Here is a 24,502-nt window from a genome sequence, read left to right as displayed (position 1 = left end):
GCTACGGGTACGCTTTCACTCGGTCATGGGTAGCACGATGGATCAACATGCCGAACGTGCAGCGCGGAAACAACCCAAAGCAGACGACAGTGACGCACGAGCAACACCCGTCACCCTTCGCGTGGAAGGGAATCAGGGCTGGCCGCCGCATTGTCTAGCGCGCGTCGGCCTTTTGCGGTTCGTTGACCTTGGCAGTGGCGGTGATGTCGATGCCCGCCGCGTCACGCGTCCAGCCCCCGCCGAGTGCACGAATCAGATCCACGCTGGCCTGCAGCCGGCGTGTGCGAATGGTTTCGGCATTGCGTTGGGACGACAGCGCAGCGGTCTGCGCCGTCACCACGTCGAGGTAATTGACGATGCCTTCGCGATAGCGATTGGTGGCGATCGCCAGGGTTTGCTGCGCGGCTGCGAAGGCCTGGTCTTCCTGCTTCGCCTCGATGCCGAGTTGTTGCAGCAGGGCCAGATCGTCTTCGACCTGGCGAAATGCGTCGAGCACGACCTGACGGTAGTCGGCGGACGCCTCGGCGAATTCCGCATGCGCCTCGCGCAATTTGGCGCGGCGCAGGCCGCCATCGAAAATATCCAGCGTGGCCAACGGTCCCAGCGCCCAGAAGCGGTTGCCGATGGAGAGCAGGCTGCCCATGCCTGTGCTCTGGAAACCAAAGGCGCCCGACAGGCTCAAGTCGGGAAAAAAGGCCGCACGTGCCACGCCGATACCCGCGTTGGCCGCGTACACGCGACGTTCCGCCGCAGCGATATCCGGGCGACGCTCAAGCAGCGTGGAAGGTACGCCAACCGGTGTGACCGGTACTTGCAACAGATCCTGCTCGGGCGCGATCGCGAAGCTCGATGCCGGCACGCCCACCAGGCTCGCAATGGCATGCTCCGTAAGCGCGCGTTGCGCGGTGACATCGGTGACCTGCGCCTGCGCGTCGTCAAGCTGAGTCTGCGCGCGCGATACATCCAGACCCGACGCCACGCCGCCATTGTGGCGGTTCTCCGTCAGCTGCAGCGCATACTGGTAGGCCTTCAAAGCGCCCTGCAGGATTTGCACCTGGATGTCGTAACCACGCAAACGCACATAGTCTTCGGCAAGCCGCGCTTCCAGACTCAGCTTTGCAGACGCGAGATCGGCCTGTGACGCCTGCGACAGCGCATGACCCTGACCGACTTCGTTGCGAATGCGACCCCACAGGTCGATGTCGTAACTGGCCTGGACGCCAACCGTATCGGCGTTGTATTCGTTCGGCTCGTTGCTGCCGCGCAGCGGACGATTATTCGACTGGCGCGCCCGCGTCGGATCGGCCACGGCACCGAGTTGCGGAAACAGCCCGCTGCTGAGCTGACTCTCGTAGGCGCGCGCCTCGTCATACCTTGCCAACGCGGCGGCAAGACTGGGATTGTCGGCGTCGAGCTTTGTTTCCAACTGGCTCAAGGTGCTGTCGCTATAGACCGACCACCAGTTTCCGCGCGACGCCTGATCCAGCGGCGCAGCAACCTTCCAAGCGGTGTCGCCTTCCTTGAAGCTCGCCGGCATCGGCGGCAGCGTCGGCGTGTGATACGTCGGCGCGAGCGAGCATCCGCCGAGTACCAGCGTCACACCCAGCGCGGCGACCAGACGGTTAATCACTGCTTCTCTCCGTATCTTGCGCGGCCAGATTCTGGTCTGTGTCCGTCTCCACGCGCACCTTGTCACCGTCCATCAGCGAATCGGGCGGGTTCTCGATCACCCGATCGGCGGAGCTGAGTCCCTGGTTGATCTGCAATGTCGCGCCCAGATCGATGGCGACATGCACGTCGTGCAGATGAGCGCGTCCATCCGGGCCTAGCACGGCCACCTGCGGTCCATGCGCGCGGAAAATCAATGCGCTCGCCGGTACGCTGACCATATGCTGGTCCAGCGGCAGGACGAGTTGCACGTCGGCATAATCGCCTGGCTTGAGCTCGCTTTTGCTGTTGTCGGCGACGAACTGTGCAAGCAGGCTGCCGGAGTTCTGGTTGATCGCATCCGAGCTGCCGAGCAGCGTGGCATCGAAGGTGCGACCGGGAAGCTCCGGCACACTCAGTGTCACCTTCATGCCGGGCTTGATGCTGTCCGCATTCACCTCCGGCACCGGTACATACAGACGCATGCGGTTGGTATCGGCAACGGTGAAAAGTTCCGGGCCGCTTTCGTTGTTGGCGGTGATCAGATCTCCCACGTCGGTGCGACGCGCCGTCACCACGCCGTCGAACGGCGCCACGATTTTCTTGAACGTTTCCAGCGCATCCAGGCGATCGACGTCGGCTTTCGCGGCAAGCACCGACGCTTGCGCCGCGGCGGCCTCACCGCTTTTCTCGTCGGCTTCCTGCTTGGACACGGAATCGGAGGTGAGCAGATGCTGCCAGCGCTTTGACGTGATGTTGGCGAGGTTCGCGTCGGCTTGCGCCTTGGCGAGCACGGCTTTCGCCTGCTCCAACTGCTGATCCAGCTCGGGCGTGTCGATGATGGCCAGCACATCGCCAGCCTTCACCTTGTCGCCGATGTCCTTGTACCAGGCTTTCACATAACCGCTCACGCGGGCATGAATCGGCGCGCTGTACCAGGCATCGAGGTGGCCGGGCAAGGTGATGGCATGGTCTTTGGCAGGATCCACGGAAGGCGCGAGCCGCACACTGGGAATCAACTGCGCGTCCGTCCACTGCACCAGCTCGTGATGTTCGTGAAAACGGATGCCCAGACCAAGAACCACGGCGAGCGCCGCAATCACCGCGCCGCCGATGCCGACGGCTTTGAGATGCGGCGGTTTTTGCGCGACTTGTACGGGAGCAGGATTATGCGACATGGGGAAGTCCCGGAATCGAATTCAATTCGGTAGCGTGCTGTTCACGGCCGTGCACAAGGCTGAACACCACTGGCACGAACAAAAGCGTGGCGCAGGTGGCAAACAGCAGGCCACCGATCACCGCGCGGCCCAGCGGCGCGTTCTGCTCATGCGTTATCGCCATCGGCAGCATGCCGATGATCATCGCCAGCGCCGTCATGCACACCGGACGAAAGCGCGTGAAGCCGGCTTCCAGCGCAGCCTTCATGGCGTCACCATGCTCGGAAAGACGCTCGCGCGCAAAACTCACCACCAGAATCGAGTTGGCCGTCGCCACGCCCATGCACATGATCGCGCCGGTGAGTGCGGGTACCGACAAGGTGGTATGTGTGACGAACAACATCCACACGATGCCCGCCAACGCAGCCGGCAACGCGGTGATGATCACGAACGGGTCCAGCCACGACTGGAAGTTCACGACAATCAGCATGTAGATCAGCACGATCGCGCCCAGCAGACCGAACAGGAGTCCCGAGAACGCCGTATTCATCGCCGTCACCTGGCCGAAAAGGCCGACTGTGGAACCCTTCGGGCGATCTTTCGCGGCCTGATCGAGCACATGCTGGATGTCGCTCGCCACCGAACCGAGATCGCGCCCTTGCGTAGCCGCATAGATATCGAACGACGGCGCGATGTTGTAGTGGGTTACCACCGCCGGCGTGGAGGTGCGCTTTACCTTGGCTAGCGCACTGAGAATCTGCTGCGCGCCGGTACCCGAGGCGGTGATCGGCATGCTGTCCAGTTCAGCCATCGAATCCACGCGATACTGCGGCGTTTGCGCGACGATGGCATACGATACGCCGTTGGCCGGATTGAGCCAGAACGTCGGCGCCACCTGCGAGCTGCCGGCCAGCGTGCTGACCATGCTGTTGGTGACGTCGCGCTCGGTGACGCCGAGTTCGTCCGCACGCACGCGATCCACGTCGACGTTCAACTGCGGCGCACTGGTCGACTGCTGCAGGCGGACATCGGCTATGCCGGGAATGCCGCGCATCTTGCGCATCAGCGCGATGGCATAGGCTTCGTTCTCGGCGAAATTGCGCCCGGACACCTTCACGTCCAGCGGCGCCGGCGCACCGAAGTTGAGAATCTGGCTCGCCATGTCCGCCGGCAGGAAGGCGAACGTGGTGCCTGGAAACTGACGCGGCAATACTTCGCGCAGCTTCCTCACGAATTCGTCGGCAGGCGCGTGATCGGGCTTGAGCAGCACCTGGATGTCGCCGTCCTGCGCACCGATGGTGCCGGTGTTGCTGTACACCATGTTCGTACCGCTCAACGGCAGGCCGATGTTGTCGATGATGTTGTCCAGCTGGTCCGGCGGAATGACGTTGCGGATCGCCGCTTCGACGTGATCGAACTCCGCGGCGGTATCTTCGATACGCGTACCGATCGGCGCACGCACATGGATGGCAATCGCACCTGCATCGACGGTCGGGAAGAAGTCGCGTCCCAGGAACGGCACCAGCACGAACGACACGATCACGACACCGAGAAAGCCGAGTATGAACGGGCGACGGTTATCCAGGGCCAGCGAAAGCATGCCGTAGTAGGTATCGCGAATTCTGGAGAAGCGGTGCTCGAAACCGCGCTGGAACGACACCAGGGCCTGGCGCACGACGCTGCGTTTCATGCTCGGGTGCTGGTCGCCTTCATGGTGATTGATGTACGGATCTTCCGGGTGATCGCCCGGCCCCTCCTCCATCACGTGCGGCTTGAGCAGATACATCGCCATGGTCGGCACCAGCGTGCGCGACAGCACGAACGACGACACCATGGCAAAGATCACCGCGAGCGCCATCGGCCGGAACAGGAAGCCCGCGATGCCTTGCAGCAGGAACATCGGCACGAACACGATACAGATGCACAACAGCGAGACGAATGCCGGCGTCACGATCTGCTTGGCGCCATCCATGATGGCCGTATGGACATCCTTGCCTTGCTCGAGATGCCAGTTGACGTTTTCGATCGTCACGGTGGCGTCGTCCACCAGGATACCCACCGCCAGCGCCAGGCCACCCAGCGTCATCACGTTGAGTGTCTGGCCGAATGCAGCAAGCAAGGCGATGGCAGAAAGCACGGCCAGGGGAATCGATACGGCGATGATGACGGTGGAGCGCCAGCTGCCAAGGAATACAAGGATCATCACGGAAGTCAGCAACGCAGCAATGATGCCTTCGCGCGCCACCGAAGCGATCGCGGCGCGCACGAACACGGATTGATCGCCCATCAGTTTCAGCTTCAACGATGACGGCAATGTTTCTTCCGCGAGCGGCAGCAGCTTTTTGATGCCCGCCACGACAGCCAGTGTCGATACGTCGCCGCCTTTCAGGAACGACATCAATACCGCGCGATGGCCGTCCACACGCACCACGTTCTGCTGCGGCGGCGAACCGTCGCGCACGTGCGCCACCTGACCGATGGTGATGGTGGCGCCGTTGACGGTCTTGATCGGCAGATTGTTCAGCTGCTCGATGGCCTCGGGGCTGTCATTGAGGTTGACGGTGTACTCGTCGTGGCCGATCTTGATCGTACCCACCGGCACGATCTGGTTCTGCGCTGCCAAGGCATTGCTTACGTCCTGCGCGGACAAGCCTTTCGCCGCGAGCGCCTGCGGATCGAGATCGAGCATCACTTCGCGATTCTTGCCGCCATACGGCGAGGGAATCGACACACCCGCCACCGATACCAGCATCGGACGTATGAAGTTCTGCGCGACGTCCAGAATCTTCTGCTCTGAGAGCTTGCTGCTGGACAGTGCCATCTGCAGGATCGGCACGGTCGAAGCGTTGTAGTTGATGATCTGCGGCGGCGTGATGCCCGGCGGCATCTGCTTGAGCACCGTCTGCGAGATCGACGTCACCTGCGCCGTCGCCGTGCGGATATCCACGCCCGGCTGGAAGAAGATCTTCACCACGCCGATGCCCGGCAACGATTGCGATTCGATGTGCTCGATATCGCTCACCGTCGAGGTGAGCGAGCGCTCGTAGTAGTAGATCACGCGGCCGGACATCGCATCCGGCGACAGGCCGTTGTACGTCCACACCACGCTGATCACCGGAATGCCGATGTTCGGGAAGATGTCGGTGGGCGTGCGCAGCGCGGCCAGCGGACCAACGATCAGGATGAACAGCGCAAGGACTACGAACGTGTAGGGGCGCGCGAGTGCGATGCGTACCAGACCCAACATATGGTTGCTTCCAGCGGACGTCTACAATGGCGCCTATTATCTGGATTGCCGCGCCGCAACACCTTTCGTCGGCATGAAGATTGTTTAATGAAACCCTGCTAAACCGCCCCGGGAACCGAGGCACGCGGTACGTCTTCCCCGGAAATGCGAGGGCTGAGGCGGCATACCACCACCATGCGGGTGCCCGTGCGATCGCCTTCGATCTGCACTTCGAAGTCGTGCAGCTTCGCGATGGCCGCGACGATGCTCAATCCCAGGCCATGCCCCGCCGTGGCAAGGGCTTCGCGGCTGGCATCGCCGCGATAGAAGCGCTGCCAGACCGCATGGCGCTGCTCCTCCGGAATGCCCGGACCGCTGTCGGTCACTTCGATATGCGCCAACTCCGGATCGGCACGTATCGCGCTGAGCGAGACGCGGCCACCCGACGGGGTGAACTTGATGGCGTTGCTGACCAGGTTGCCTACCGCTTCGAACAGCAGATCCGGGTCCGCCTGGACGATCAAATCGGGCTCAGCCGCGAGCTCGAATTGCAGTTGCTGATCTTCGGCCAGCGGCGCGTAGAGCTCGTAGACATGTTGCAGCGTCTCGCCTAGGTCGACAGCAACGAATCCCTCGCGCCGGCGCCGGTCTTCCAGTTCGGAGATGCGCAGCAGCGCGCGGAATCGTCCGAGCACTTCGTCGATATCGCTCACGCACTGTTCGATCAGCGACGCATGTGGATCGTCTTCCCGCATCTGCTGCTGGACGCGATACAACTGCGAACGCAGCCGGGTGAGCGGCGTGCGCATGTCGTGCGCGATGTTGTCGCAAACGCCTTTCACTTCGCCCATCAGGCGCTCGATCTGATCGAGCATGTCGTTGACGATGGCGGCCAGGCGATCCACTTCGTCGTCGCGGCGACTCACCGGCAAACGCCGGTGCAGATCGCCCTGCATGATCGGACGTGTCGCCGATTCGATCTGCCGGATGCGCCGACGTGGCGCAAGGTTGAGAATCAGGCCGCCGAGAAGACCCGGCACAAGCGTAAACGAGAAGCCCCACCACAGCGCGTGCAGAATGATGCTGCCCACGTGCGCCGCGATGCGCGTGGTATGTGCCAGCACCAGCACCTGACCGTTCTTCAGGCGCGTCGCAATGACCGAAAGCGTAGGCGTCTGTGGCGCGAATGGCCCGCTCACCACTTTTTCGGTCGGCAACCGCACGGTCACCAGATCGGCCTTGACGCCTTCGGGCATCTGCAGGATGTCGCCATAGAGCCATTTGCCTTGCGGGTCGAACAAACCCCACGCGTTGTAGTTGGTTTCTTCGAGAACGACGTAATCGTTCAAGGCCACCAGCATGTGATCCTCGTTCAAGCTCTGCAGATAACCGATCTGCTGCTTGAGCTGCAGATCCGTGCGGTTCTCCAGGTAATGCAAGGTCTCCCAGTAGATGAAACCCAGCAGCACCGTGCCCCAGATGACGAAGAACACGCCGTAGGCAAGCAGCAGGCGCGACGTTGTCGCGCGCCAGTGGATCGAAAGGCTCTTGTTTCCCGTGCTAGCCAAGGCGATACCCCGAGCCGCGCATCGTGCGAATCAGCGAGGGCTCGCTGTCGTTGTCGACCTTGCGGCGCAATCGTGCGATGTGCACATCGATGAGGTTGGTGCCCGGATCGAAACGCAGCCCCCACACGCTTTCAAAAATCATCGCGCGCGTCAGCACCTGACCCGGATAGCGCATCAGAAATTCCAGCAGACGATATTCGGTTGGCAGCAAAGTCAGTTCGCGACCGCCGCGGCGTGCCGTGCGCGTGATCATGTCCAGTTCGAGATCGGCCACGCGCAGCTTGGTCTGCGCGGGTTGTTCCTGTCGATGGCGGCGCAGCAGCACTTCGATGCGTGCGGCCATTTCATCGGGCGCGAACGGTTTGGTGAGGTAGTCGTCGCCGCCCGCGCGCAGGCCGCGTACGCGTTCATCCACGTCGCCGAGGGCGCTGATCATCAACACCGGCGTGGTGATGCCGTGCTCGCGCAGTTGCTTGACCAAGGCCAGTCCGTCCATGCCGGGCAACATGAGGTCCAGCGTGATCGCGTCGTAATGCGGCTCCTGGGCGCGCTGCAAACCCTGCAGGCCATCGTGCACGCGGTCCGCGCTGATGCCGTGCGCAGCCAGCTCCAGCACGATTTCGCGCGCGGTGATTTCGTCGTCTTCGATGACCAGGATGTGGGGCATGCGCCGTCCGGGCGGGAATCCACGCGGGACTTAAACACAAAACGGCCTCCGCGAGGGAGGCCGTCCTACATGGCGTGTCAGCGCGACTTCAGGCTGCGAACAGGCCGCGCATCTTCTTCATGGCGTTGGCTTCGACCTGACGGATGCGCTCGGCCGAAACGCCGTACTCATCGGCCAGATCCTGCAGCGTGGCCTTGTCTTCGTCGAGCCAGCGCCGCTGGATGATGTCGCGGGAACGCTGGTCGAGCTTCTGCAGTGCCGCCGACAGCGTTTCCAGCTGGTTGTCGGACTGGTCGGCATCGGACACGTTGTCGTACGGATCGGCGCCTTCGTCGATCAGGAAGGCTTCCGGTGCCGGCTTGGCATCTTCATCCGCATCGGCCGGGGCTTCGAAGCCGATATCTCGCCCGGACAGGCGCGATTCCATCTCGCGCACGGTGGCTTCCGGCACGCCAAGGTCCTTGGCGACCACGCGCACTTCTTCGGCGTTCATCCAGCCCAGGCGCTTCTTGCTCTTGCGCAGGTTGAAGAACAGCTTGCGCTGCGCCTTGGTGGTGGCCACCTTCACGATGCGCCAGTTGCGCAGGATGAACTCGTGCATTTCCGCGCGAATCCAGTGCACGGCGAAACTCACCAGGCGCACGCCCTGGTCGGGATCGAAACGCTTCACGGCCTTCATCAGGCCGATGTTGCCTTCCTGGATGAGGTCGGCCAGCTGCAGGCCGTAGCCGTTGTAGCCGCGGGCCACGTGGACCACGAAACGCAGATGCGACATCACCAGCTTGCGGGCGGAGTCGAGATCTTCGCCCTCCTGATAACGACGCGACAGGTTCTGCTCTTCTTCCTGACTGAGCACGGGGATCCGGTGGACCGCCGAGATATAGGCATCCAGGCTGCCGACAACGCTGGGAACCGGCAGATTGACCGTCGCCAAGGCTTGGGACATTGGAACCTCCACAAAATAGGGGATCAGCTTAGCACTCGGGTACTTGGAGTGCTAAAGGCACCGGCAAGTTCCGGCGCCTTTTATGTACCGAATAGTACACGAATGGGTCGGCCTTGTCCACTCCGGGTGGTAGCCAGGGAACCGGGTTTCAAGCATGACTTTAGGGAGATGAACGGCCTCAAATCGCCGCACCGTCGAGCTGGGCCCGGGGCGGAAGCGACCAATCCAGCGGCTCCTGACCATTCGCCTGGAGGTAGCGGTTGGCCGCCGAAAAATGGCCACAGCCGATAAATCCCCGATGCGCCGAGAGCGGCGAGGGATGAACCGCCTTAAGGACCGCATGGCGGCGGGTGTCGATCAGCTGGCCTTTGCGCTGGGCATACGACCCCCACAGCATGAACACCAGCCCCTCCCGCTCCCGGTTGAGAGCATCGATGGCGGCGTCGGTGAATCCTTCCCAGCCCTTGCACTGATGGGAGGCGGCCAGGCTGCGTTCCACGGTGAGTACCGCGTTGAGCAGAAGCACCCCACGGTCCGCCCACGGCGTCAAGCAGCCATGGTCCGGCGGGGCGATGCCGAGGTCGCGCTCGATTTCCTTGAAGATGTTGATGAGCGATGGCGGCGGCTGCACACCCGGTCGTACAGAAAAGCACAGGCCGTGCGCCTGTCCAGGACCGTGATAGGGGTCCTGCCCGAGGATCACCACGCGCACCGACTCGAACGGCGTGTGCGCAAAGGCATTGAAGATCTCCGGCCCCGGCGGGTAGACCACCTTGCCGGCGTGTTTCTCCGCACGAAGAAACTCCGACAGCGTACGCATCTCGGGACGTTGCAGATAACTACCGATGCGTTCTTTCCAGGAAGGTTCGAGCTTGATGCGCTCTTCGTCGGTCATGTGATGTTTTCGCGTGCGCGCAGGTGTTGCGCCACACGCAATTGAAACAGCAATTTGGTCACGAGCAAACGTTCTTCGACGGGTTTCTCGACCAGGTCGTTGGCGCCGGCGCGGATCAACGCCGCCTGATTGTCGGGATTTTCATCGCCCGTCATCACCAGCACCGGCAGCTTGCCCTTGCCGTAGCCGAAGTCGGTACGGATGAATTTGAGCAGATCGCCACCGGTAAGCTCGCCTTTGAGGCTTACGTCGGTAAGCACGAGATCCACGCCCACGGCGCCCTGCATGCGCTCGGTTTCAAGCAACGCGAGTGCATCTTCCACACTCACGACGTGGCGCACGGTAAGGCCGATTTTTTCCAGCATGCGGCGCGTCGCCAGCGCGACTACGCGGCTGTCTTCGACATACAGCACCACGCCGTCGGCCATGCTTTCCGGCCGCACATAGCCGCGGATGAATTCCGCCAGCGCCTGGAAGCCCAGCGATTTGTCGAAGTAATCCGTGACGTGTTCGCCCAGGGCGCGGCGATGCAGGCGATCGTCCACGTCACCCGACACCACCACGATAGGCACATAGATCTGCGGCGCGGATTCGCGCACGTAACGCGCCAATTCCAGGCCGTCCATGTCGGGCAGGCGCAAGGCGATCGTAATGAAATCGAACACGCCAGCCTGAAGCAGCTGCTGCGCTTCGGCGCCCGTACTGCATCCGACCACTTCAGCCTGCGGCAGCTCGGCCTGCAGGACGCGCGTGATCAGCTGTCGGACAACCTTTGAGCCATCCACCACCAGTACTCGCGGTGAAGTGCTGAGGTCGCGGCTGCTGATGCTTGCAGTCATCAAAAATCCCACCATCCCGGTCAAACATGGCTTCCGTGCTCATGAGTCGACGGGTGCCCCCTGCGCCCGTTCCAACCATCTTGCCCCAGATGGATGACGAATGGTTGCGAACGACTTCACCACCCGCCAAGTCCCCTTACGCGGCGCGGCGCAATTGCCAGGCGCTGACCAACCGTGCCCCCAGCCACCCCAGCAAGGCCGAGGCGACCGGCACGGCCAGCAGCAGCCACGGCGGCAGGCCGCCCACGCGGATCTTCCCTTCGTAAACCTGACTGAGGTGCTCCACCGGCTCGACCAGGGCGAATTCGATCAGCAGCGCCAAGCCAACCGCGAGGATGCCGCTGAACAGGCCGTACCAGATGCCCGCGTAGAGATAAGGCCTGCGCACGAAAGCGCGGCTGGCCCCGATCAGCTTGAGGACACCGATTTCCTCGGCGCGGCTGGTGATGTCCACGCGCACCGTATTGCCCACCACCAGCAGAACCGCGAGCGCGAATAACCCCGCGAGAATCATCACGGCGCGATCGCCCACGCCGAGCAGGGCATCCAATCGCTGTCGCCATGTGCCGCTGTCCTGCACCACGTCGACGCCCTGCATGTTGCGCAGGTCGTCGACCAGATGCGACGCCGCGTCGGCGGAGATTCCGTCCTGCGGCTGCACTTCGAGCACGTACGGCAGCGGGTTGTTGTCGAGCGCATGCAGCGAATCGGAGAAGCCCTGCATCTTGCTCAGCTCGTCCATGCCTTGCCCGGGTGTTTTCAGCGTGACGTTGGCAACACCGTCGTGCTGCTGCACCTGCTTGGCCAGCATCTGCGCGTTGCCGGCGACCTGATCCGTTTTCAGGAAGACATTGATGACCTGGTTGCGGCCCAGCGCGTCGCCCAGCGATTGCACGTTGGAGAGCAGCAGGTAGAAGGTCAGCGGCAGCGCCAACGCGAGCCCCATCACCGCGATCGTGAGCAAGCTTCCCACCGGCCTGGATGCAAGGCGGCGCAGACTGGCTCCGGCGCTCCAGCCGTGATGCTCGCGCCAGCTTGAAAAGGGACGGCGATGGCTGCGCTCGCTGCGCACCGGAGCCTGGACGTCGGTCGGTGCGCTCATAGCACTTCCTCCGCCGCCACATCGGCTACCAGGCGCCCATGGTCGAGCACGACCACGCGTTTCTTCATGCGCTTGATCAAGGGCAGATCGTGGCTGGCGATCAGCACGGTGGTGCCGACCTGCTGGAATTCGGCGAACAGGCCCATGATTTCGACCGCCAGCTGCGGATCGAGATTGCCGGTGGGCTCATCGGCGATCAGCACGTTGGGCTTGGCGACGATGGCGCGCGCAATGCCCACGCGCTGTTGCTCGCCGGTGGAAAGCGATACGGGAAGCTGGCGTTCGTAGTCGAGCAACCCCACTTTTTCCAGCGCGGCGCGCACGCGCCGGCCGCGTTCGAGCGGCGCAATGCCACCGATCACGAGCGGCAGTTCGACGTTCGCGAACACCGTGCGATCCATCAGCAGGCGATGATCCTGGAACACCATGCCCAGGCTGCGGCGCAACTTGGGAATGCCGCTCCGTCCGATCTTCGCCAGGCTGTGCCCATCGAGGCTGATGTGTCCGTGCGAAGGACGCTCGATCAGCGCCAGCAATTTGAGCAGCGTGCTCTTGCCGGCGCCGGAATGGCCGGTGACGAACGCCATCTCGCCCTTGGCGACTTCGAACGTGAGTTGTGAAAGCGCCTCATGGCCGCCTTCGTAGCGCTTGCTGACCTGGTCGAAGCGGATCACCGCGTTCCCCGTCCTTAACCCTTGTCGATGGCGGCAAGGATAAGGGAAGCATGGGCGATATGCGCGTATTTGCTCAGCGCGTCGCCACAAATTCCCGTGGCGACGCGACGGCGGTTCAGCGGCCGGTGAACAGTCGCGCCAGGCGACGGAAGAAACCCTGCTTTTTCGATGCGACGTGCTCGCCCGTGGACGGCGTCTGCGCGACCACCTGTCGCGATGGACGATTGCCATTGGTCGCCGCCGCAGCATGGTTGGCAGCAGCCTCGGCACCTGGAGCGGCACCCGAACGACTGCGACCACGGCCACCGCGACGCCGACGACGCTTGCCTTCGCCGGCAACATCGCCCTGCGGCGCCGCGGACGGTGCAGGCGATGACTGCGCTTCGCTCTTGACGACACTCGCCTCCTGATCGCGCGGTTTGCGCGGACGATCTTCGCGGCGACGTTCCGAGGAAGCACCCGAACGTTCGCCGCCACGCCCGCCGCTGCGACGCGGACCACGCGTGGATTTCTTCGCATCGTCGCGCGGCGTCACCTTGTCGCCGAACGCCGCGCTGTCGGCTGCGGCATCGGCCGCGTACTGCGCATCGACCTGCTTGGGCTGCGGCATCACCAGCATCTCCGGGGCGATGGTCGCCACCGGGATCTTCTGGCTGATGTATTCCTCGATATCCGGCAAGGACATCGCGTACAGATCGCAGGCAAAGCTGATCGCATCGCCTTCGGCACCGAGGCGCGCGGTACGGCCGATGCGGTGTACGTAGTCTTCGGCGTCCTGCGGCAGGTCGTAGTTGAACACGTGGCTGACCGCCGGGATATGCAGACCGCGCGCGGCGACGTCCGTGCACACAAGGACCTCGAGCTGACCGTCCTGGAAACGCTGCAGCAGCTTCTGGCGCTTGAGCTGCGGCACGTCGCCGGACAGCGCGCCCACGCGATAACCCTGGCGCTTCACGCGATCGGTGATTTTCTCGGCCGCCGCCTTGGTATTGACGAAAATGATGCTGCGCTCGGCCTTGGTCTGATCCAGCAGATTGAGCAGCAGCGGCATCTTTTCTTCCTTGGCGGGGAAGTAGACGAGCTGGCGCACGCGATCGGCGGTGACGTTGTCGGTTTCCACCACCAGCTTCTCGGCGTTGTGCATGTGCTCGTACGCGAGTTCGAGCACGCGATGCGAGAGCGTGGCGGAGAACAGCAGCACCTGGCGCTGCTCGCGCGCCGGCAGGCGGCGGAAGATGAAGCGCACGTCCTTGATGAAGCCGAGGTCGAACATGCGATCGGCTTCGTCGACCACCATCACTTCGACGCCGTTGAAGCCGAAAACATTCTGCTTGTAGTAATCGAGCAGCCGGCCCGGCGTGGCGATGATGATGTCGCAGCCATCCTTCAGCTGCTGGCGCTGCTTGTCGTAGTCGACGCCGCCGTAGATCAGCGCGGTGCGCAGGCCGCTGTAGCGGCCGATGTTCTTGGCATCCTTTTCGATCTGGATCGCCAGCTCGCGGGTCGGTGCGATCACCAGCGCGCGCGGATCAGAATCCTTGCGTTCCGCCACCGCCGGCTGAGTGAGCAGGCGATTCATCAGGGCGACCAGGAAGGCGCAGGTCTTGCCGGTACCGGTCTGCGCCTGCCCGGCGACGTCGCGGCCGGTCAGGGCGACCGGCAGGGTCAGTGCCTGAATGGGCGTGCAGCGCGTGAAGCCGGCCTCGTCGAGGCCTTTCTGCAGCAGCGGATGTAAATCGAATTGGGTGAAAAAGGTTTCAGTTAGGACAGTTTGGGACATGAAGGGGAGTCTGGTACGGACCAACGCTGGGGCATCGGACCGGTCCCGCAGTCAGTCTGGCAACTTTGGGACAGGTGGAGGGCGGCGGCGCGCTCGACGGCGGCGCCGAAATCGTTGAGAACAGCCGACTTGCGCCCCGCTGGCATAGGCAAAACGGCTCGTGAAGCCGTCTCGCCTATGCCAGCCAGGCAGGTCGCTGGTGCCCTTGAATCGCTTGAATCGCGTCCCGACTTACGCTGGAATGGAGCCCTGCCGCAACGGCACTGCTTCATCCCGGATCGACCCGCGCCTCATAGGCACTCCTAATAGTGTAGCTGATGATCGGCACCCGGTCCTTAACCCCTTACCCCGCCTACCTCGGAGACCCACGGTGAGCGAACTTATCAGTCATGTGAGCGACGACGCCTTCGACCAGGAAGTGCTGAAGTCCGATACCCCCGTCCTGCTGGACTTCTGGGCCGAATGGTGCGGCCCGTGCAAGGCCATCGCCCCCGCCCTGGAAGATCTCGCCAAGCAGTACGAAGGCAAGCTGCGCGTGGTCAAGCTGAACATCGACCACAACCAGAAGACCCCCCGCGCCTACGGCGTGCGCGGCATTCCGACCCTGATGGTGTTCAAGAACGGCAAGGTGGAAGCCACCCAGATCGGCGCCGTCAGCAAGGGCCAATTGGTCCAGATGATCGACAAGGCGATCTGAACATCGCCGCCTGACCTCGCTGCGCACGCCCTTTACGAGGCCGCGCAGCGAGTGCTAGATTCCTTCCTTAGTTGGGGCGGCCCTGCCCCCTCGCGCGTTCCGCGCGACGCTCGTCTTCCCTCCTGTCACTAACGGCGCCCCGTGAGGTTTGCCCGTGTCCGATATAGAAAGCAAAGATTCGTCCGACGCCATCAGCGCCGATACCAAGCCCGTGAGTGAAACCCGTACCCGTTCGCCGCGACGATCCGCCGCAGCCGCCGAGGCCAACGCCAGCGTTCAGAGCGAGCGGCCCACCGCACCCGCTCCGGCCCCTGCCTATGAGCGTCCGGCCGCTTCGGCCGACTCCCGCAGCGAGCCGCCCGCCTCCGCGCCGGCCCAGGAAACGTTGCGTTACGGCAACGGCCAGGAAGGCCAGGAAGCCCGTGAAAGCAATCAGGGCGGCCAGCCGAACAACGGCCAGTCTCCGCAGAATCAAGGTCAGCCCAACCAGGGCCCGGGCGGCAACGACCGCCGTATGGATCGCAACGACCGCAATCGCCGCCGTCGCCACGAGCGCGGCAATCGGCCGCAGCAGCCAGGTGGCGGCCAGCCGCGCAATCCGCATGGTTTGCCGGCGGATGACGAGAACGCCGATATCGGCAGCAACGATCGCGTCATCAATCTCACCGAACTGAAGCGCAAGAATCCGGTCCAGCTGCTCGAGTTCGCCGAGTCGCTCGGCATCCAGGAAGGCGTCGCGCGCCAGCGTCGCCAGGATGTGATCTTCAACATCCTCAAGGCGCATGCGCGCTCCGGCGGCGGCATCTGGGCCGAAGGCGTGCTGGAAATCCTGCAGGACGGTTTCGGCTTCCTGCGTTCGGCCGATGAGTCCTACCTCGCCGGTCCCGACGACATCTACGTCTCGCCCAGCCAGATCCGTCGCTTCAACTTGCGCACCGGCGACTACATCACCGGACGCGTGCGTCATCCGAAGGAAGGCGAACGCTACTTCGCGATGCTGAAGGTCGACGACATCAACGGCGATCCGCCGGAAGCATCGAAGAACAAGATGCTGTTCGAGAACCTTACGCCTCTGTTCCCGCGCAAGGCGTTCAAGCTCGAGCGCGGCAACGGTTCGACGGAAGACATCACCGGGCGCATCCTCGACCTCGTCGCACCGGTCGGTCGCGGCCAGCGCGGCCTCATCGTGTCGCAGCCGAAATCCGGTAAGACGATGATGCTGCAGAACGTCGCGCAGGCGATTTCGTACAACCATCCCGACGTTCACCTGATCATGCTGTTGATCGACGAACGTCCGGAAGAAGTGACTGAAATCGCGCGTACCGTGCGCGCCGAAGTGATCAGCTCCACCTTCGACGAACCGGCCGTGCGTCACGTGCAGGTCGCCGAAATGGTGATCGAACGCGCCAAGCGCCTGGTCGAGCACAAGAAGGATGTGGTGATCCTGCTCGATTCGATCACGCGCCTCGCCCGCGCCTACAACACCGTGGTGCCGAGCTCCGGCAAGGTACTCACGGGCGGTGTGGATGCGAACGCACTGCAGCGTCCGAAGCGCTTCTTCGGCGCCGCGCGCAACGTGGAAGAGGGCGGCTCGCTCACCATCATCGCTACCGCACTGATCGACACCGGCAGCAAGATGGACGAGGTGATCTACGAAGAGTTCAAGGGCACCGGCAACATGGAAGTGCACCTGTCTCGCCGCATCTCCGAGAAGCGCGTGTATCCGGCCATCGACATCAACCGCTCCGGCACGCGCCGCGAAGACTTGCTGATCGAACCGGACCTGCTCGCCAAGATCTGGATTCTGCGCAAGCTGCTGCATCCGATGGATGAACTGGCTGCGATGGAATTCATGCTCGACAAGATGAAGAACACCAAGTCCAACGACGAGTTCTTCAACTCGATGAAGCGCTGATCGACACGCCAGCGATGTTTGAAAAGGCCGCCCCAGGGCGGCCTTTTCGTTGGGTGCGTCGGCGATGGCCGCCATGCCGCGTTCAGGCGCCGCCCAGCCTTGCGGCAGGATTTCGCATACCGATTTCAGCCATCCCCGCTAGAAAATCGGGCATCTAACGCTGTATTAGCTGCTACGATCTTGCGACTTCCCAGTCATCAAGTCGTATGCGAATCCTGTTAGTCGAAGACGATCCCCTGGTATCCGACGCCATCGTTCGTGGCCTTGCTACGGCCGGTTATGTAGTCGACGCCGTCGGCGACGCCGAATCCGTTCAAGGGCGCCTGGACACGACTCACTACGATCTGGCCATTGTCGATCTGGGCCTTCCCGGCGAAGACGGTTTTACGCTGGTGCGCCGTTTGCGCCGCGACGGCAGCTCGCTCCCATTGCTGATCGTGACCGCCCGCGATGGACTGGACGATCGCGTCAACGCGCTCGACCTTGGCGCTGACGATTACCTGGTGAAACCCTTCGCGCTACCCGAACTGGCCGCGCGGTGCCGCGCCCTGATTCGCCGCGCCACCGCCGCTACCGCCAACGAAATGGTGGTGGGACGTCTACGCATCGATCTTGCCGGACGCCGTGCCATCGACGACACCGGCCGCGTGCTCGAACTTACCCGTCGCGAATGGTCGATCCTGGAATGCCTGGCCCACCATAGCGGTCGCGTGGTGAGCAAGGAGCGCCTGATCCAGGCCATCGTGAGCTGGGACGAAGAGATTTCGGGCAATGCGATCGAAGTCCACGTTTCGCGCCTGCGCGCGAAGCTGGGCGATGCCGCCACCGTGCGCGGCATTCGCGGACTGGGCTATCGCCTAGACGACGCCTGAGTCGCGTAAGTAGCGCATGTCTACCCGAGCCAATCTGCATCGCGCCCTCAGCGTCCGAGGCCGATTGCTCGGCTACTTGCTGCTGCCGCTGGTTTTATTGCTGGTCATCAGCATCTGGGCGGATCACCGCACCTACGTGACGCCGATGTACGAGGCTTTCGATCGCGCGCTCTCGCGCGCGGCGATAGCTATCGCCGCGCACGTTCAGCAGGCGCCCGACGGGCAGCTTTATGTGGAAAGGCCCGAGTCAGGCCTAAGCCCGATGCAACCTCCCGGCCCGCGGCCCGTGCGGCAGCCTGCGGATCCGGGCATCGCTCCACACCACCCGTCCTCGATGCGCTTCGATCTGGAAGACAGGGCGGTGCCGTGGATGCATCTGTATCCGGGTGGACGAGACAATTTCCTGTTTCGCGTAAGCCTTCCAGACGGCCAAACGCTGGCTGGCGACGAAGGTCTGCCCGCCGCTGCAGGCACCCCGGTCGACAACATGGCCTACAGCGACGCGCTCTACAAGCACGTCACCTTGCGCGTCGCCAGCTATCACACGACCGTTGGCGATACCCCGGTGGTCGTCACCGTGGGCGAAACCGTGCACCGGCGCGACGTGGTCGTGCGCCGATTGGACACCGTCATCGGCCTCAGCGATGGCATCCAGCTCTTGCTGGTGCTGGGCGTCTGCTTGTTCGGCATTACCGTGGCACTGCGGCCGATACATCGGTTGCGCGATCAGATCATGCGGCGCCAGCCGCAGTCGCTGCAGCCGCTGCCACTGGAACCGGTGCCCAGCGAAGTGCGACCGTTGGTGGAATCGCTCAATACCTTGCTGGTGACTGTGCGTGACTCGACGCTGGCGCAACAGCACTTCCTCACCAATGCCGCACATCAATTGCGCACGCCGCTTACGGGACTGAAAGCGCAGTTGGAAGTGCTGGCAAGCGAAACACAGGACAAAACGCAACACGAGCGCATCAATCGCCTGCAAGGCAGCGTCGACCGCCTCGCCCATACAGCCAATCAGCTGCTTGCGTTGGCACGTGCCGAACCGTCGGCGCACAGCCCCGGCGATTTTGTGGCCATCCAACTCGATGTGCTGATTGGTGCCGTGGTCGGCGCCATGCTGGATCGTGCCCTCGCGCACGATATCGACCTGGGCGCCGAATGCAAACCGGTGCAGGTGCACGGCGTGTACTGGCTGCTGCACGAACTGCTGATCAACCTGCTCGACAACGCCATCCGCCACACGCCGGATGGCGGCAATATCACCGTGCGCTGCGGGGTGAACAGCGGCTCGCCCTATCTGGAAGTGGAAGACAGCGGACCCGGTATCCCGCACGCCGAGCGCGAGCGCGTACGGGAGCGCTTCTATCGCGCCGCGGGCAGCGATGGACAAAGTAGCGGCCTGGGCCTGGCCATCGTCGAGGAAATCGCGCGCAGCCATCGCGCCGGTTTCGACATCCTGGATGCGCATGAGGGAAGCGGCGCGCGCATGCGGATAACGTTCCCGTCCCGTGCCTGAGGTCATCTTCACATCACGTTGAATCCGTACCATTGTGCAACGGTTAGGGCGCAGTTCCTGGCCGCTTGAAGAGGCCGAGGGCTCGTTTTGACGTCCAGCTACACGGACATCGTTGTAGCTGTACTGTCACGTACAATTTTTTTCACTTCCCCCCTTTTCGTGGCGGGATAGCGCCTCCATAGTCGGAGGCCAACCCCGTGAGGCTCACCCCGTGTCCATACCCAGTGCCGTCAAGAGCACCCCCATTCACGGTCGTCAGCAGCTGATCGACTACGTGGCTGCGGGCGAGAAGCCGCGCGATGCCTGGCGCATCGGCACCGAACACGAGAAATTCGGCTTTCGCACGGACGATCTGCGCCCACCCACCTTCGAAGGCGACCGCGGCATTCGTGCTCTGCTCGAAGGCATCGCCTCGCGTTATGGCTGGGAAATCGCCCGTGAAGGCGAGACCCCGGTGGCGCTGATCCGCGACAAGGCCAACATCACGCTGGAGCCGGCCGGTCAGCTGGAGCTTTCCGGCGCACCGCTGGAGAACATCCACCAGACGTGTGGCGAAGTGAACACACATCTGGAAGAAGTGCGTTCCGTGGCCGATGGCCTCGGCCTCGGCTTTCTGGGCATGGGTTTTCAGCCCAAGTGGGCGCGCGGCGATATGCCGTGGATGCCCAAGGGCCGCTACAAGATCATGCGCGAGTACATGCCCAAGGTCGGTTCGCTCGGCCTGGACATGATGACGCGCACCTGCACCGTGCAGGTGAACCTGGATTTCGGCAGCGAAAGCGACATGGTGCGCAAGTTCCGCACCAGCCTCGCGCTGCAGCCGATCGCGACCGCACTGTTTGCCGATTCGCCGTTCACCGAAGGCAAGCCCAACGGTTACCTCTCGTATCGTTCGCATGTATGGACCGATACCGACGCGGACCGCACCGGCATGCTCGATTTCGTCTTCGAGGACGGCTTCGGCTACGAGCGCTACGTGGATTACATCCTCGATGTGCCGATGTACTTCAGCTATCAGGACGGTCGCTACATCGATCTCGCCGGCCAGGACTTCAAGCGCTTCATGACAGGCACGCTCGACGCGCTGCCCGGCACGCGCGCCACGATGAAAGACTGGGCCGATCACCTCACCACCGCCTTTCCCGAAGTGCGCCTCAAGCAGTACCTGGAAATGCGCGGCGCCGATGGCGGCCCCTGGAATCGCCTGTGCGCCCTGCCCGCCTTGTGGGTAGGCCTGCTTTACGACGACGACGCGCTGCAGTCGGCGTGGGATCTGGTCAAGGATTTCACCCGCGAGGAGCGTCACGCGCTGCGTGACGGCGTGCCCAAGTACGGATTGAAGTTGCCCTTCCGCCAGGGCACCGTGCGCGAGCTGGCACGGGAAACGCTGCGCATCGCCACGCACGGCCTGAAGCGACGCCATCGCCTCAACCGCCATGGCGCGGATGAAAGCATGTTCCTGGAACCGCTGATCGAGATCGTCGAAGCCAACCAGACGCCGGCCGAACGCAAGCTCGAACTGTTCCACGGCGCGTGGCACGGCAGCGTCGACCCGGTGTTCAAGGAATTCGCATATTGATCGCGGCCGCGTCGGCACACGCACCCTTCCTCTCCGGGTTGTTGCTCGGCGCTTCGCTCATTGTCGCCATCGGCGCACAGAACGCGTTCGTCCTGCGTCAAGGTCTGTTGCAGGTGCACCGATTTCCGGTGGCGCTGTTCTGCGCACTTTCCGATGCCCTACTGATTGCAGCAGGCGTAGGCGGACTGGGCATCGCCGTGGGACAGCATCCGCATCTGCTGGCACTCATCGCCTGTGTCGGTGCGCTCGTGTTGGTGTGGTATGGCGTGCAGGCATTTCGCCGCGCCTTGCATCCACATGCATTGACCGCCGACACGCACAGCGATGCCGGCAGCATGTGGCGCGTCATCGCCACATGCGCCGGATTCACCTGGCTCAACCCGCATGTCTATCTCGACACGGTCCTGTTGATCGGCAGTCTCGCATCGGCATGGCCAGCGCTTGGGCCGCGCACATTGTTTGCGGTCGGCGCGGCCACGTCATCGTTCATCTGGTTCTTTTCGCTGGCATTCGGAGCACGTCTGCTGGCACCGGTCTTTCGCAAACCGATGGCGTGGCGTGTGCTGGATGTGCTGATCGCCGTGGTAATGTGGACGATCGCCATCAAGCTGCTGCTGTCCTTCCTTGTGCGCTGATCAATCCTGCGTACGAATGCCAAGCCAGCGCGCGACCAGCGTATCCAGGCTGACCTTGCCCGGGCCGGCCATCAGGAACCAGAAGAAGATCAGCGTGTAGACCACTTCGTCGGCCTCCACGTAATCGTCCAATCCCATCAGGTTGCTCGACACCACCAGCGTCACGGCCACTATCATGTTGATGATCATGGGAATGCTCACCAGACGCGTGAACAGGCCCAGCATCAGCAAGAGGCCGCCGATGAGTTCCGTCCATGCCGACAAGGCCGCGCTGAAGGCCGGGTGTGGAATGCCCCAGCCCACGAAGCGCTGGGTAAAACCTTCCAGGTTATGTACTTTGGCGATGCCGGTTTCCAGCCAGAAATAGCCGAACACCAGCCGCACCACCAGCGGTCCCAGCCAACGCCCGGCATGTAGCACCTGCAGCGCCTGGGAGGCTTTTGTCGCGATGTAATGACGCATTGCACATGTTCCCTTCGGTGATTTGAGCGCATCATGCGTGCGCCCTGCCATGCCCACCATGTTCGAACGTCCAGCCTTTCTACCCCTGGATCCGGAGATGAGGACCTCGAACGCAAACCAGACGATCGGGCATAAAAGCAGGATGCGCGGGCGCAGCCATGGACGAGCCGGAGCAACACAATGCCCCTGTCGAGCCCAGCCATGCAGGCTACACCTGTGGAAGCGGACGAGACATCCCCAACGCCGCGACGCGGCGAACACAAACTTTTTACGGAGCCAGAATCATGAACATCAAGACAGTCAATGCCAGCGCCATGGCCGTGATGGTGGCCGGTCTGTTCGCCGCCGCCGCCGTGTCCGCCACCCCGGTAGGCAGCGCGCCTGCTGGCGATCAGGCCATGGTCAAGTGCGTGAACTCCTCGTCCTGCAAGGGCCAGGGTGCATGCAAGCAGGCCACCAACTCCTGCAAGGGCCAGAACGCGTGCAAGGGTCAGGGCTTCACCATGCAGAAGACCCAGGCCGACTGCGAAGCCGCGCAGGCCGCTGTAAAGAAGTGATGCCATCGGCGGATGCGCCGCGCGGCGCATCCGCCTTTTCCCGATGAAGTGAGTGTCGCCATGACTCCCTCTTCCGCAACCCGCCCCGGCTCGCTTCCTTATCTCGGCTACGGCCTGGGCTTGCGCGTGGAGCACTACGAAGCGCTGCTCGCCAACCCCGGCAAGGTGGAATGGCTGGAAGTCGTGTCTGAAAACTACATGGTGAGCGGCGGCCTGCCGCTGGTCTGGCTCGATCGCTTTCGCGAACGGTTTCCGCTGGTGATGCACGGCGTATCGCTGTCGATCGGCAGCGCCGATCCACTGGACGAAGACTATCTCGCGCGACTGGCCGCCCTGGCAAAACGCGTCGAACCGGCCTGGGTTTCCGATCATCTTTGCTGGACAGGTGTGCAGGGCGTCAATCTGCATGACCTGATGCCGCTGCCATACACGGAAGAAGCACTGGAACACGTCGTCAATCGCGTCAAGCGCGTGCAGGACGTGCTCAAACGGCGCATCCTGCTGGAAAACGTTTCCAGCTACGTGACCTTTGCCGATTCGCAGCTGACTGAATGGGAATTTCTCGCCGCCGTGGCGGAACGTGCGGATTGCCTCATCCTGCTCGACATCAACAACGTGCACGTCAGTGCAAAGAACCACGGTTTCTCGTCACTGGATTATCTGCGCGGCATTCCGGTATCACGCGTTCAGCAATTCCACCTCGCCGGTTACGAACAGGGCGAACGATTGATCATCGACACCCATAACGCACCCGTTTCCAACGCGGTATGGGATCTCTACATGGAAGCGGTGCGCCGCTTCGGCCGCATCTCGACCATGATCGAACGCGATGACAATTTCCCGCCACTGGCTGAGCTGATGGCCGAGCTGGAACACGCACGCGCACTGGCCGAGCCGTTGTTGCAGGACGCTGCATGAGCACGCTGCAAACCATCCAGCAGCAAATGCTGCAGGCAGTGCTTGCAGAAAGAACGTTACCGCCACACATCGTTCTTGGCGACGATATTGCCGATGCATCCAGCAGGCTCGATGTCTACCGGCATGGTTACCGCATCCGTCTGCGCGATGCGTTGAAAGTCGAATTCGCCGGACTGCAATGCATGGCAGGCTCGCGCTTCGAAGGCATGCTCGATAAATACGTCGAGGCACATCCCTCCGAGCATTACAACATTCGCTGGTATGGCTCCGGTCTCGCGGGGTTTCTCGAATACGCACATCCGTGGCGCGAAAAACCGCAATTGGCCAACATGGCAAAAATGGACTGGGCCATTTCCACGGCGTTCGACGCCGCGGACGAATCGAGCATGGGCGTCGCGGATCTTTCGGCCGTACCGCCCGAATCGTGGGCAGGGTTGCGCCTGACATTGCAGAACAATCTGCAGGTGCTTGAGTGCGCTTACAACACCGATGCGTTTCGCCGCGCCACAGACAACGGTAGCAAGCGCCCTCACCTTCGCCGCTTCGCGCAGCCGCGTCAGGTCCTGGTGTGGCGCAGGGCTACGACCGTGCACTACCGCCGGCTCGACGACGACGAATGGCTGGTGCTTGGCGCGTCGATCCAGGGCGAGACGTTTGCCTCCTTATGCGCGAGGCTGGCAGCGTGCCACGGCGAATCGGCCGCCATGCCACGCATGGTCACGGTACTGAAACGCTGGCTCGAGGCCGGCTTGATTCGAGGATGGGACTTGGCCTGACCCACCCGGTGCGCGGCCCAGGAATGGCGCCCCGCTGCAGGTTTCGGTGGGTGTAACCGGCACCCGTTTCAGGC

General features: G+C 62.9%; 21 protein-coding genes. 9 read left to right on the top strand and 12 right to left on the bottom strand.

What is annotated here, in order from left to right:
• Positions 1-154: 154 nt before the first annotated feature.
• The 11 genes from DWU99_RS12160 to DWU99_RS12110 all read right to left on the bottom strand — a co-directional run bounded on the left by DWU99_RS12160 (position 155) and on the right by DWU99_RS12110 (position 14,501).
• Positions 155-1,630 (bottom strand): efflux transporter outer membrane subunit, encoded by a 1,476-nt coding sequence (locus tag DWU99_RS12160; protein WP_199535784.1) that lies wholly within the window; start codon positions 1,628-1,630, stop codon positions 155-157.
• Entirely contained in the window at positions 1,623-2,825 is a 1,203-nt protein-coding gene (locus tag DWU99_RS12155; RefSeq protein WP_115478328.1) for an efflux RND transporter periplasmic adaptor subunit, read from the bottom strand. Before DWU99_RS12155 ends, DWU99_RS12160 begins: the two co-directional genes overlap by 8 nt.
• The gene (locus tag DWU99_RS12150; RefSeq protein WP_115478327.1) at positions 2,815-6,051 is read right to left on the bottom strand and encodes an efflux RND transporter permease subunit; all 3,237 of its coding nucleotides are present in this window, start codon (positions 6,049-6,051) and stop codon (positions 2,815-2,817) included. Before DWU99_RS12150 ends, DWU99_RS12155 begins: the two co-directional genes overlap by 11 nt.
• Before the next feature lie 98 nt (positions 6,052-6,149).
• Positions 6,150-7,598, bottom strand: coding sequence for a sensor histidine kinase (locus DWU99_RS12145; protein WP_115478326.1), 1,449 nt, complete (start codon positions 7,596-7,598; stop codon positions 6,150-6,152).
• Complete coding sequence (locus DWU99_RS12140) at positions 7,591-8,265, bottom strand: response regulator transcription factor (protein ID WP_115478325.1); 675 nt, start codon at positions 8,263-8,265, stop codon at positions 7,591-7,593. Before DWU99_RS12140 ends, DWU99_RS12145 begins: the two co-directional genes overlap by 8 nt.
• 88 nt (positions 8,266-8,353) lie before the next feature.
• Positions 8,354-9,211, bottom strand: a complete 858-nt coding sequence (gene rpoH / locus DWU99_RS12135) for an RNA polymerase sigma factor RpoH (protein WP_115478324.1) — start codon at positions 9,209-9,211, stop codon at positions 8,354-8,356.
• 178 nt (positions 9,212-9,389) lie between these two features.
• Positions 9,390-10,106 (bottom strand): uracil-DNA glycosylase, encoded by a 717-nt coding sequence (gene ung, locus DWU99_RS12130; RefSeq protein WP_115478323.1) that lies wholly within the window; start codon positions 10,104-10,106, stop codon positions 9,390-9,392.
• Complete coding sequence (locus DWU99_RS12125; protein WP_115478510.1) at positions 10,103-10,945, bottom strand: response regulator; 843 nt, start codon at positions 10,943-10,945, stop codon at positions 10,103-10,105. Before DWU99_RS12125 ends, ung begins: the two co-directional genes overlap by 4 nt.
• A gap of 136 nt (positions 10,946-11,081) precedes the next feature.
• A complete protein-coding gene (ftsX, locus tag DWU99_RS12120) occupies positions 11,082-12,047 on the bottom strand; it encodes a permease-like cell division protein FtsX (RefSeq protein WP_115478322.1) in 966 nt (321 codons plus the stop codon).
• Positions 12,044-12,721, bottom strand: a complete 678-nt coding sequence (ftsE, locus tag DWU99_RS12115) for a cell division ATP-binding protein FtsE (RefSeq protein ID WP_115478321.1) — start codon at positions 12,719-12,721, stop codon at positions 12,044-12,046. Before ftsE ends, ftsX begins: the two co-directional genes overlap by 4 nt.
• 115 nt (positions 12,722-12,836) lie before the next feature.
• Positions 12,837-14,501, bottom strand: coding sequence for a DEAD/DEAH box helicase (locus tag DWU99_RS12110; protein ID WP_115478320.1), 1,665 nt, complete (start codon positions 14,499-14,501; stop codon positions 12,837-12,839).
• Positions 14,502-14,871: 370 nt separating this feature from the next.
• Between DWU99_RS12110 and trxA the strand changes: the two genes are divergently transcribed.
• The 6 genes from trxA (at position 14,872) to DWU99_RS12080 (ending at position 21,715) form a co-directional block, all read left to right on the top strand.
• Positions 14,872-15,198 (top strand): thioredoxin TrxA, encoded by a 327-nt coding sequence (trxA, locus tag DWU99_RS12105; RefSeq protein ID WP_115478319.1) that lies wholly within the window; start codon positions 14,872-14,874, stop codon positions 15,196-15,198.
• Between the two features lie 154 nt (positions 15,199-15,352).
• A complete protein-coding gene (gene rho / locus DWU99_RS12100; RefSeq protein ID WP_115478318.1) occupies positions 15,353-17,113 on the top strand; it encodes a transcription termination factor Rho in 1,761 nt (586 codons plus the stop codon).
• A gap of 206 nt (positions 17,114-17,319) precedes the next feature.
• Positions 17,320-17,985: a response regulator gene (locus DWU99_RS12095; protein WP_115478317.1), complete on the top strand. Its 666-nt coding sequence runs from the start codon at positions 17,320-17,322 to the stop codon at positions 17,983-17,985.
• Between the two features lie 16 nt (positions 17,986-18,001).
• Positions 18,002-19,501, top strand: a complete 1,500-nt coding sequence (locus DWU99_RS12090) for a sensor histidine kinase (protein WP_115478316.1) — start codon at positions 18,002-18,004, stop codon at positions 19,499-19,501.
• Positions 19,502-19,712: 211 nt separating this feature from the next.
• Entirely contained in the window at positions 19,713-21,080 is a 1,368-nt protein-coding gene (locus DWU99_RS12085; RefSeq protein ID WP_115478315.1) for a glutamate--cysteine ligase, read from the top strand.
• The gene (locus DWU99_RS12080; protein WP_425476816.1) at positions 21,074-21,715 is read left to right on the top strand and encodes a LysE/ArgO family amino acid transporter; all 642 of its coding nucleotides are present in this window, start codon (positions 21,074-21,076) and stop codon (positions 21,713-21,715) included. The genes DWU99_RS12085 and DWU99_RS12080 overlap by 7 nt, the downstream gene beginning before the upstream one ends.
• Here DWU99_RS12080 and DWU99_RS12075 read toward each other — a convergent pair whose 3' ends face one another.
• Positions 21,716-22,177, bottom strand: coding sequence for a DoxX family protein (locus tag DWU99_RS12075; RefSeq protein ID WP_233511079.1), 462 nt, complete (start codon positions 22,175-22,177; stop codon positions 21,716-21,718).
• Positions 22,178-22,461: 284 nt separating this feature from the next.
• Here DWU99_RS12075 and bufA2 point away from each other — a divergent pair, with 284 nt between their 5' ends.
• The 3 genes from bufA2 to DWU99_RS12060 are packed head-to-tail and all read left to right on the top strand — an operon-like array spanning position 22,462 to position 24,428.
• Complete coding sequence (bufA2, locus tag DWU99_RS12070; protein ID WP_115478312.1) at positions 22,462-22,734, top strand: BufA2 family periplasmic bufferin-type metallophore; 273 nt, start codon at positions 22,462-22,464, stop codon at positions 22,732-22,734.
• Between the two features lie 60 nt (positions 22,735-22,794).
• Positions 22,795-23,652: an MNIO family bufferin maturase gene (bufB, locus tag DWU99_RS12065; protein ID WP_115478509.1), complete on the top strand. Its 858-nt coding sequence runs from the start codon at positions 22,795-22,797 to the stop codon at positions 23,650-23,652.
• On the top strand, positions 23,649-24,428 hold the full coding sequence (locus tag DWU99_RS12060; protein ID WP_115478311.1) for an HvfC/BufC N-terminal domain-containing protein: 780 nt from the start codon (positions 23,649-23,651) through the stop codon (positions 24,426-24,428). The genes bufB and DWU99_RS12060 overlap by 4 nt, the downstream gene beginning before the upstream one ends.
• The last annotated feature ends 74 nt before the right edge of the window (positions 24,429-24,502 follow it).

Source organism: Dyella psychrodurans, from assembly GCF_003363265.1.
In the GTDB taxonomy this organism is placed as follows: domain Bacteria; phylum Pseudomonadota; class Gammaproteobacteria; order Xanthomonadales; family Rhodanobacteraceae; genus Dyella_B; species Dyella_B psychrodurans.
The sequence above is the reverse complement of the archived record's forward strand: the minus strand, read 5'-3'. Positions and strand labels throughout refer to the sequence as shown.

Excerpts from the sequence above, each read along its gene's own strand:
- DWU99_RS12110 (WP_115478320.1), bottom strand. The coding sequence starts at position 14,501 with ATGTCCCAAACTGTCCTAACTGAAACCTTTTTCACCCAATTCGATTTA.
- DWU99_RS12075 (WP_233511079.1), bottom strand. The coding sequence starts at position 22,177 with ATGCGTCATTACATCGCGACAAAAGCCTCCCAGGCGCTGCAGGTGCTA.
- ung (WP_115478323.1), bottom strand. The coding sequence starts at position 10,106 with ATGACCGACGAAGAGCGCATCAAGCTCGAACCTTCCTGGAAAGAACGC.
- DWU99_RS12155 (WP_115478328.1), bottom strand. The coding sequence starts at position 2,825 with ATGTCGCATAATCCTGCTCCCGTACAAGTCGCGCAAAAACCGCCGCAT.
- DWU99_RS12090 (WP_115478316.1), top strand. The coding sequence starts at position 18,002 with ATGTCTACCCGAGCCAATCTGCATCGCGCCCTCAGCGTCCGAGGCCGA.
- bufA2 (WP_115478312.1), top strand. The coding sequence starts at position 22,462 with ATGAACATCAAGACAGTCAATGCCAGCGCCATGGCCGTGATGGTGGCC.
- DWU99_RS12060 (WP_115478311.1), top strand. The coding sequence starts at position 23,649 with ATGAGCACGCTGCAAACCATCCAGCAGCAAATGCTGCAGGCAGTGCTT.
- rpoH (WP_115478324.1), bottom strand. The coding sequence starts at position 9,211 with ATGTCCCAAGCCTTGGCGACGGTCAATCTGCCGGTTCCCAGCGTTGTC.
- ftsX (WP_115478322.1), bottom strand. The coding sequence starts at position 12,047 with ATGAGCGCACCGACCGACGTCCAGGCTCCGGTGCGCAGCGAGCGCAGC.
- DWU99_RS12095 (WP_115478317.1), top strand. The coding sequence starts at position 17,320 with ATGCGAATCCTGTTAGTCGAAGACGATCCCCTGGTATCCGACGCCATC.
- DWU99_RS12125 (WP_115478510.1), bottom strand. The coding sequence starts at position 10,945 with ATGACTGCAAGCATCAGCAGCCGCGACCTCAGCACTTCACCGCGAGTA.
- DWU99_RS12140 (WP_115478325.1), bottom strand. The coding sequence starts at position 8,265 with ATGCCCCACATCCTGGTCATCGAAGACGACGAAATCACCGCGCGCGAA.
- bufB (WP_115478509.1), top strand. The coding sequence starts at position 22,795 with ATGACTCCCTCTTCCGCAACCCGCCCCGGCTCGCTTCCTTATCTCGGC.
- DWU99_RS12150 (WP_115478327.1), bottom strand. The coding sequence starts at position 6,051 with ATGTTGGGTCTGGTACGCATCGCACTCGCGCGCCCCTACACGTTCGTA.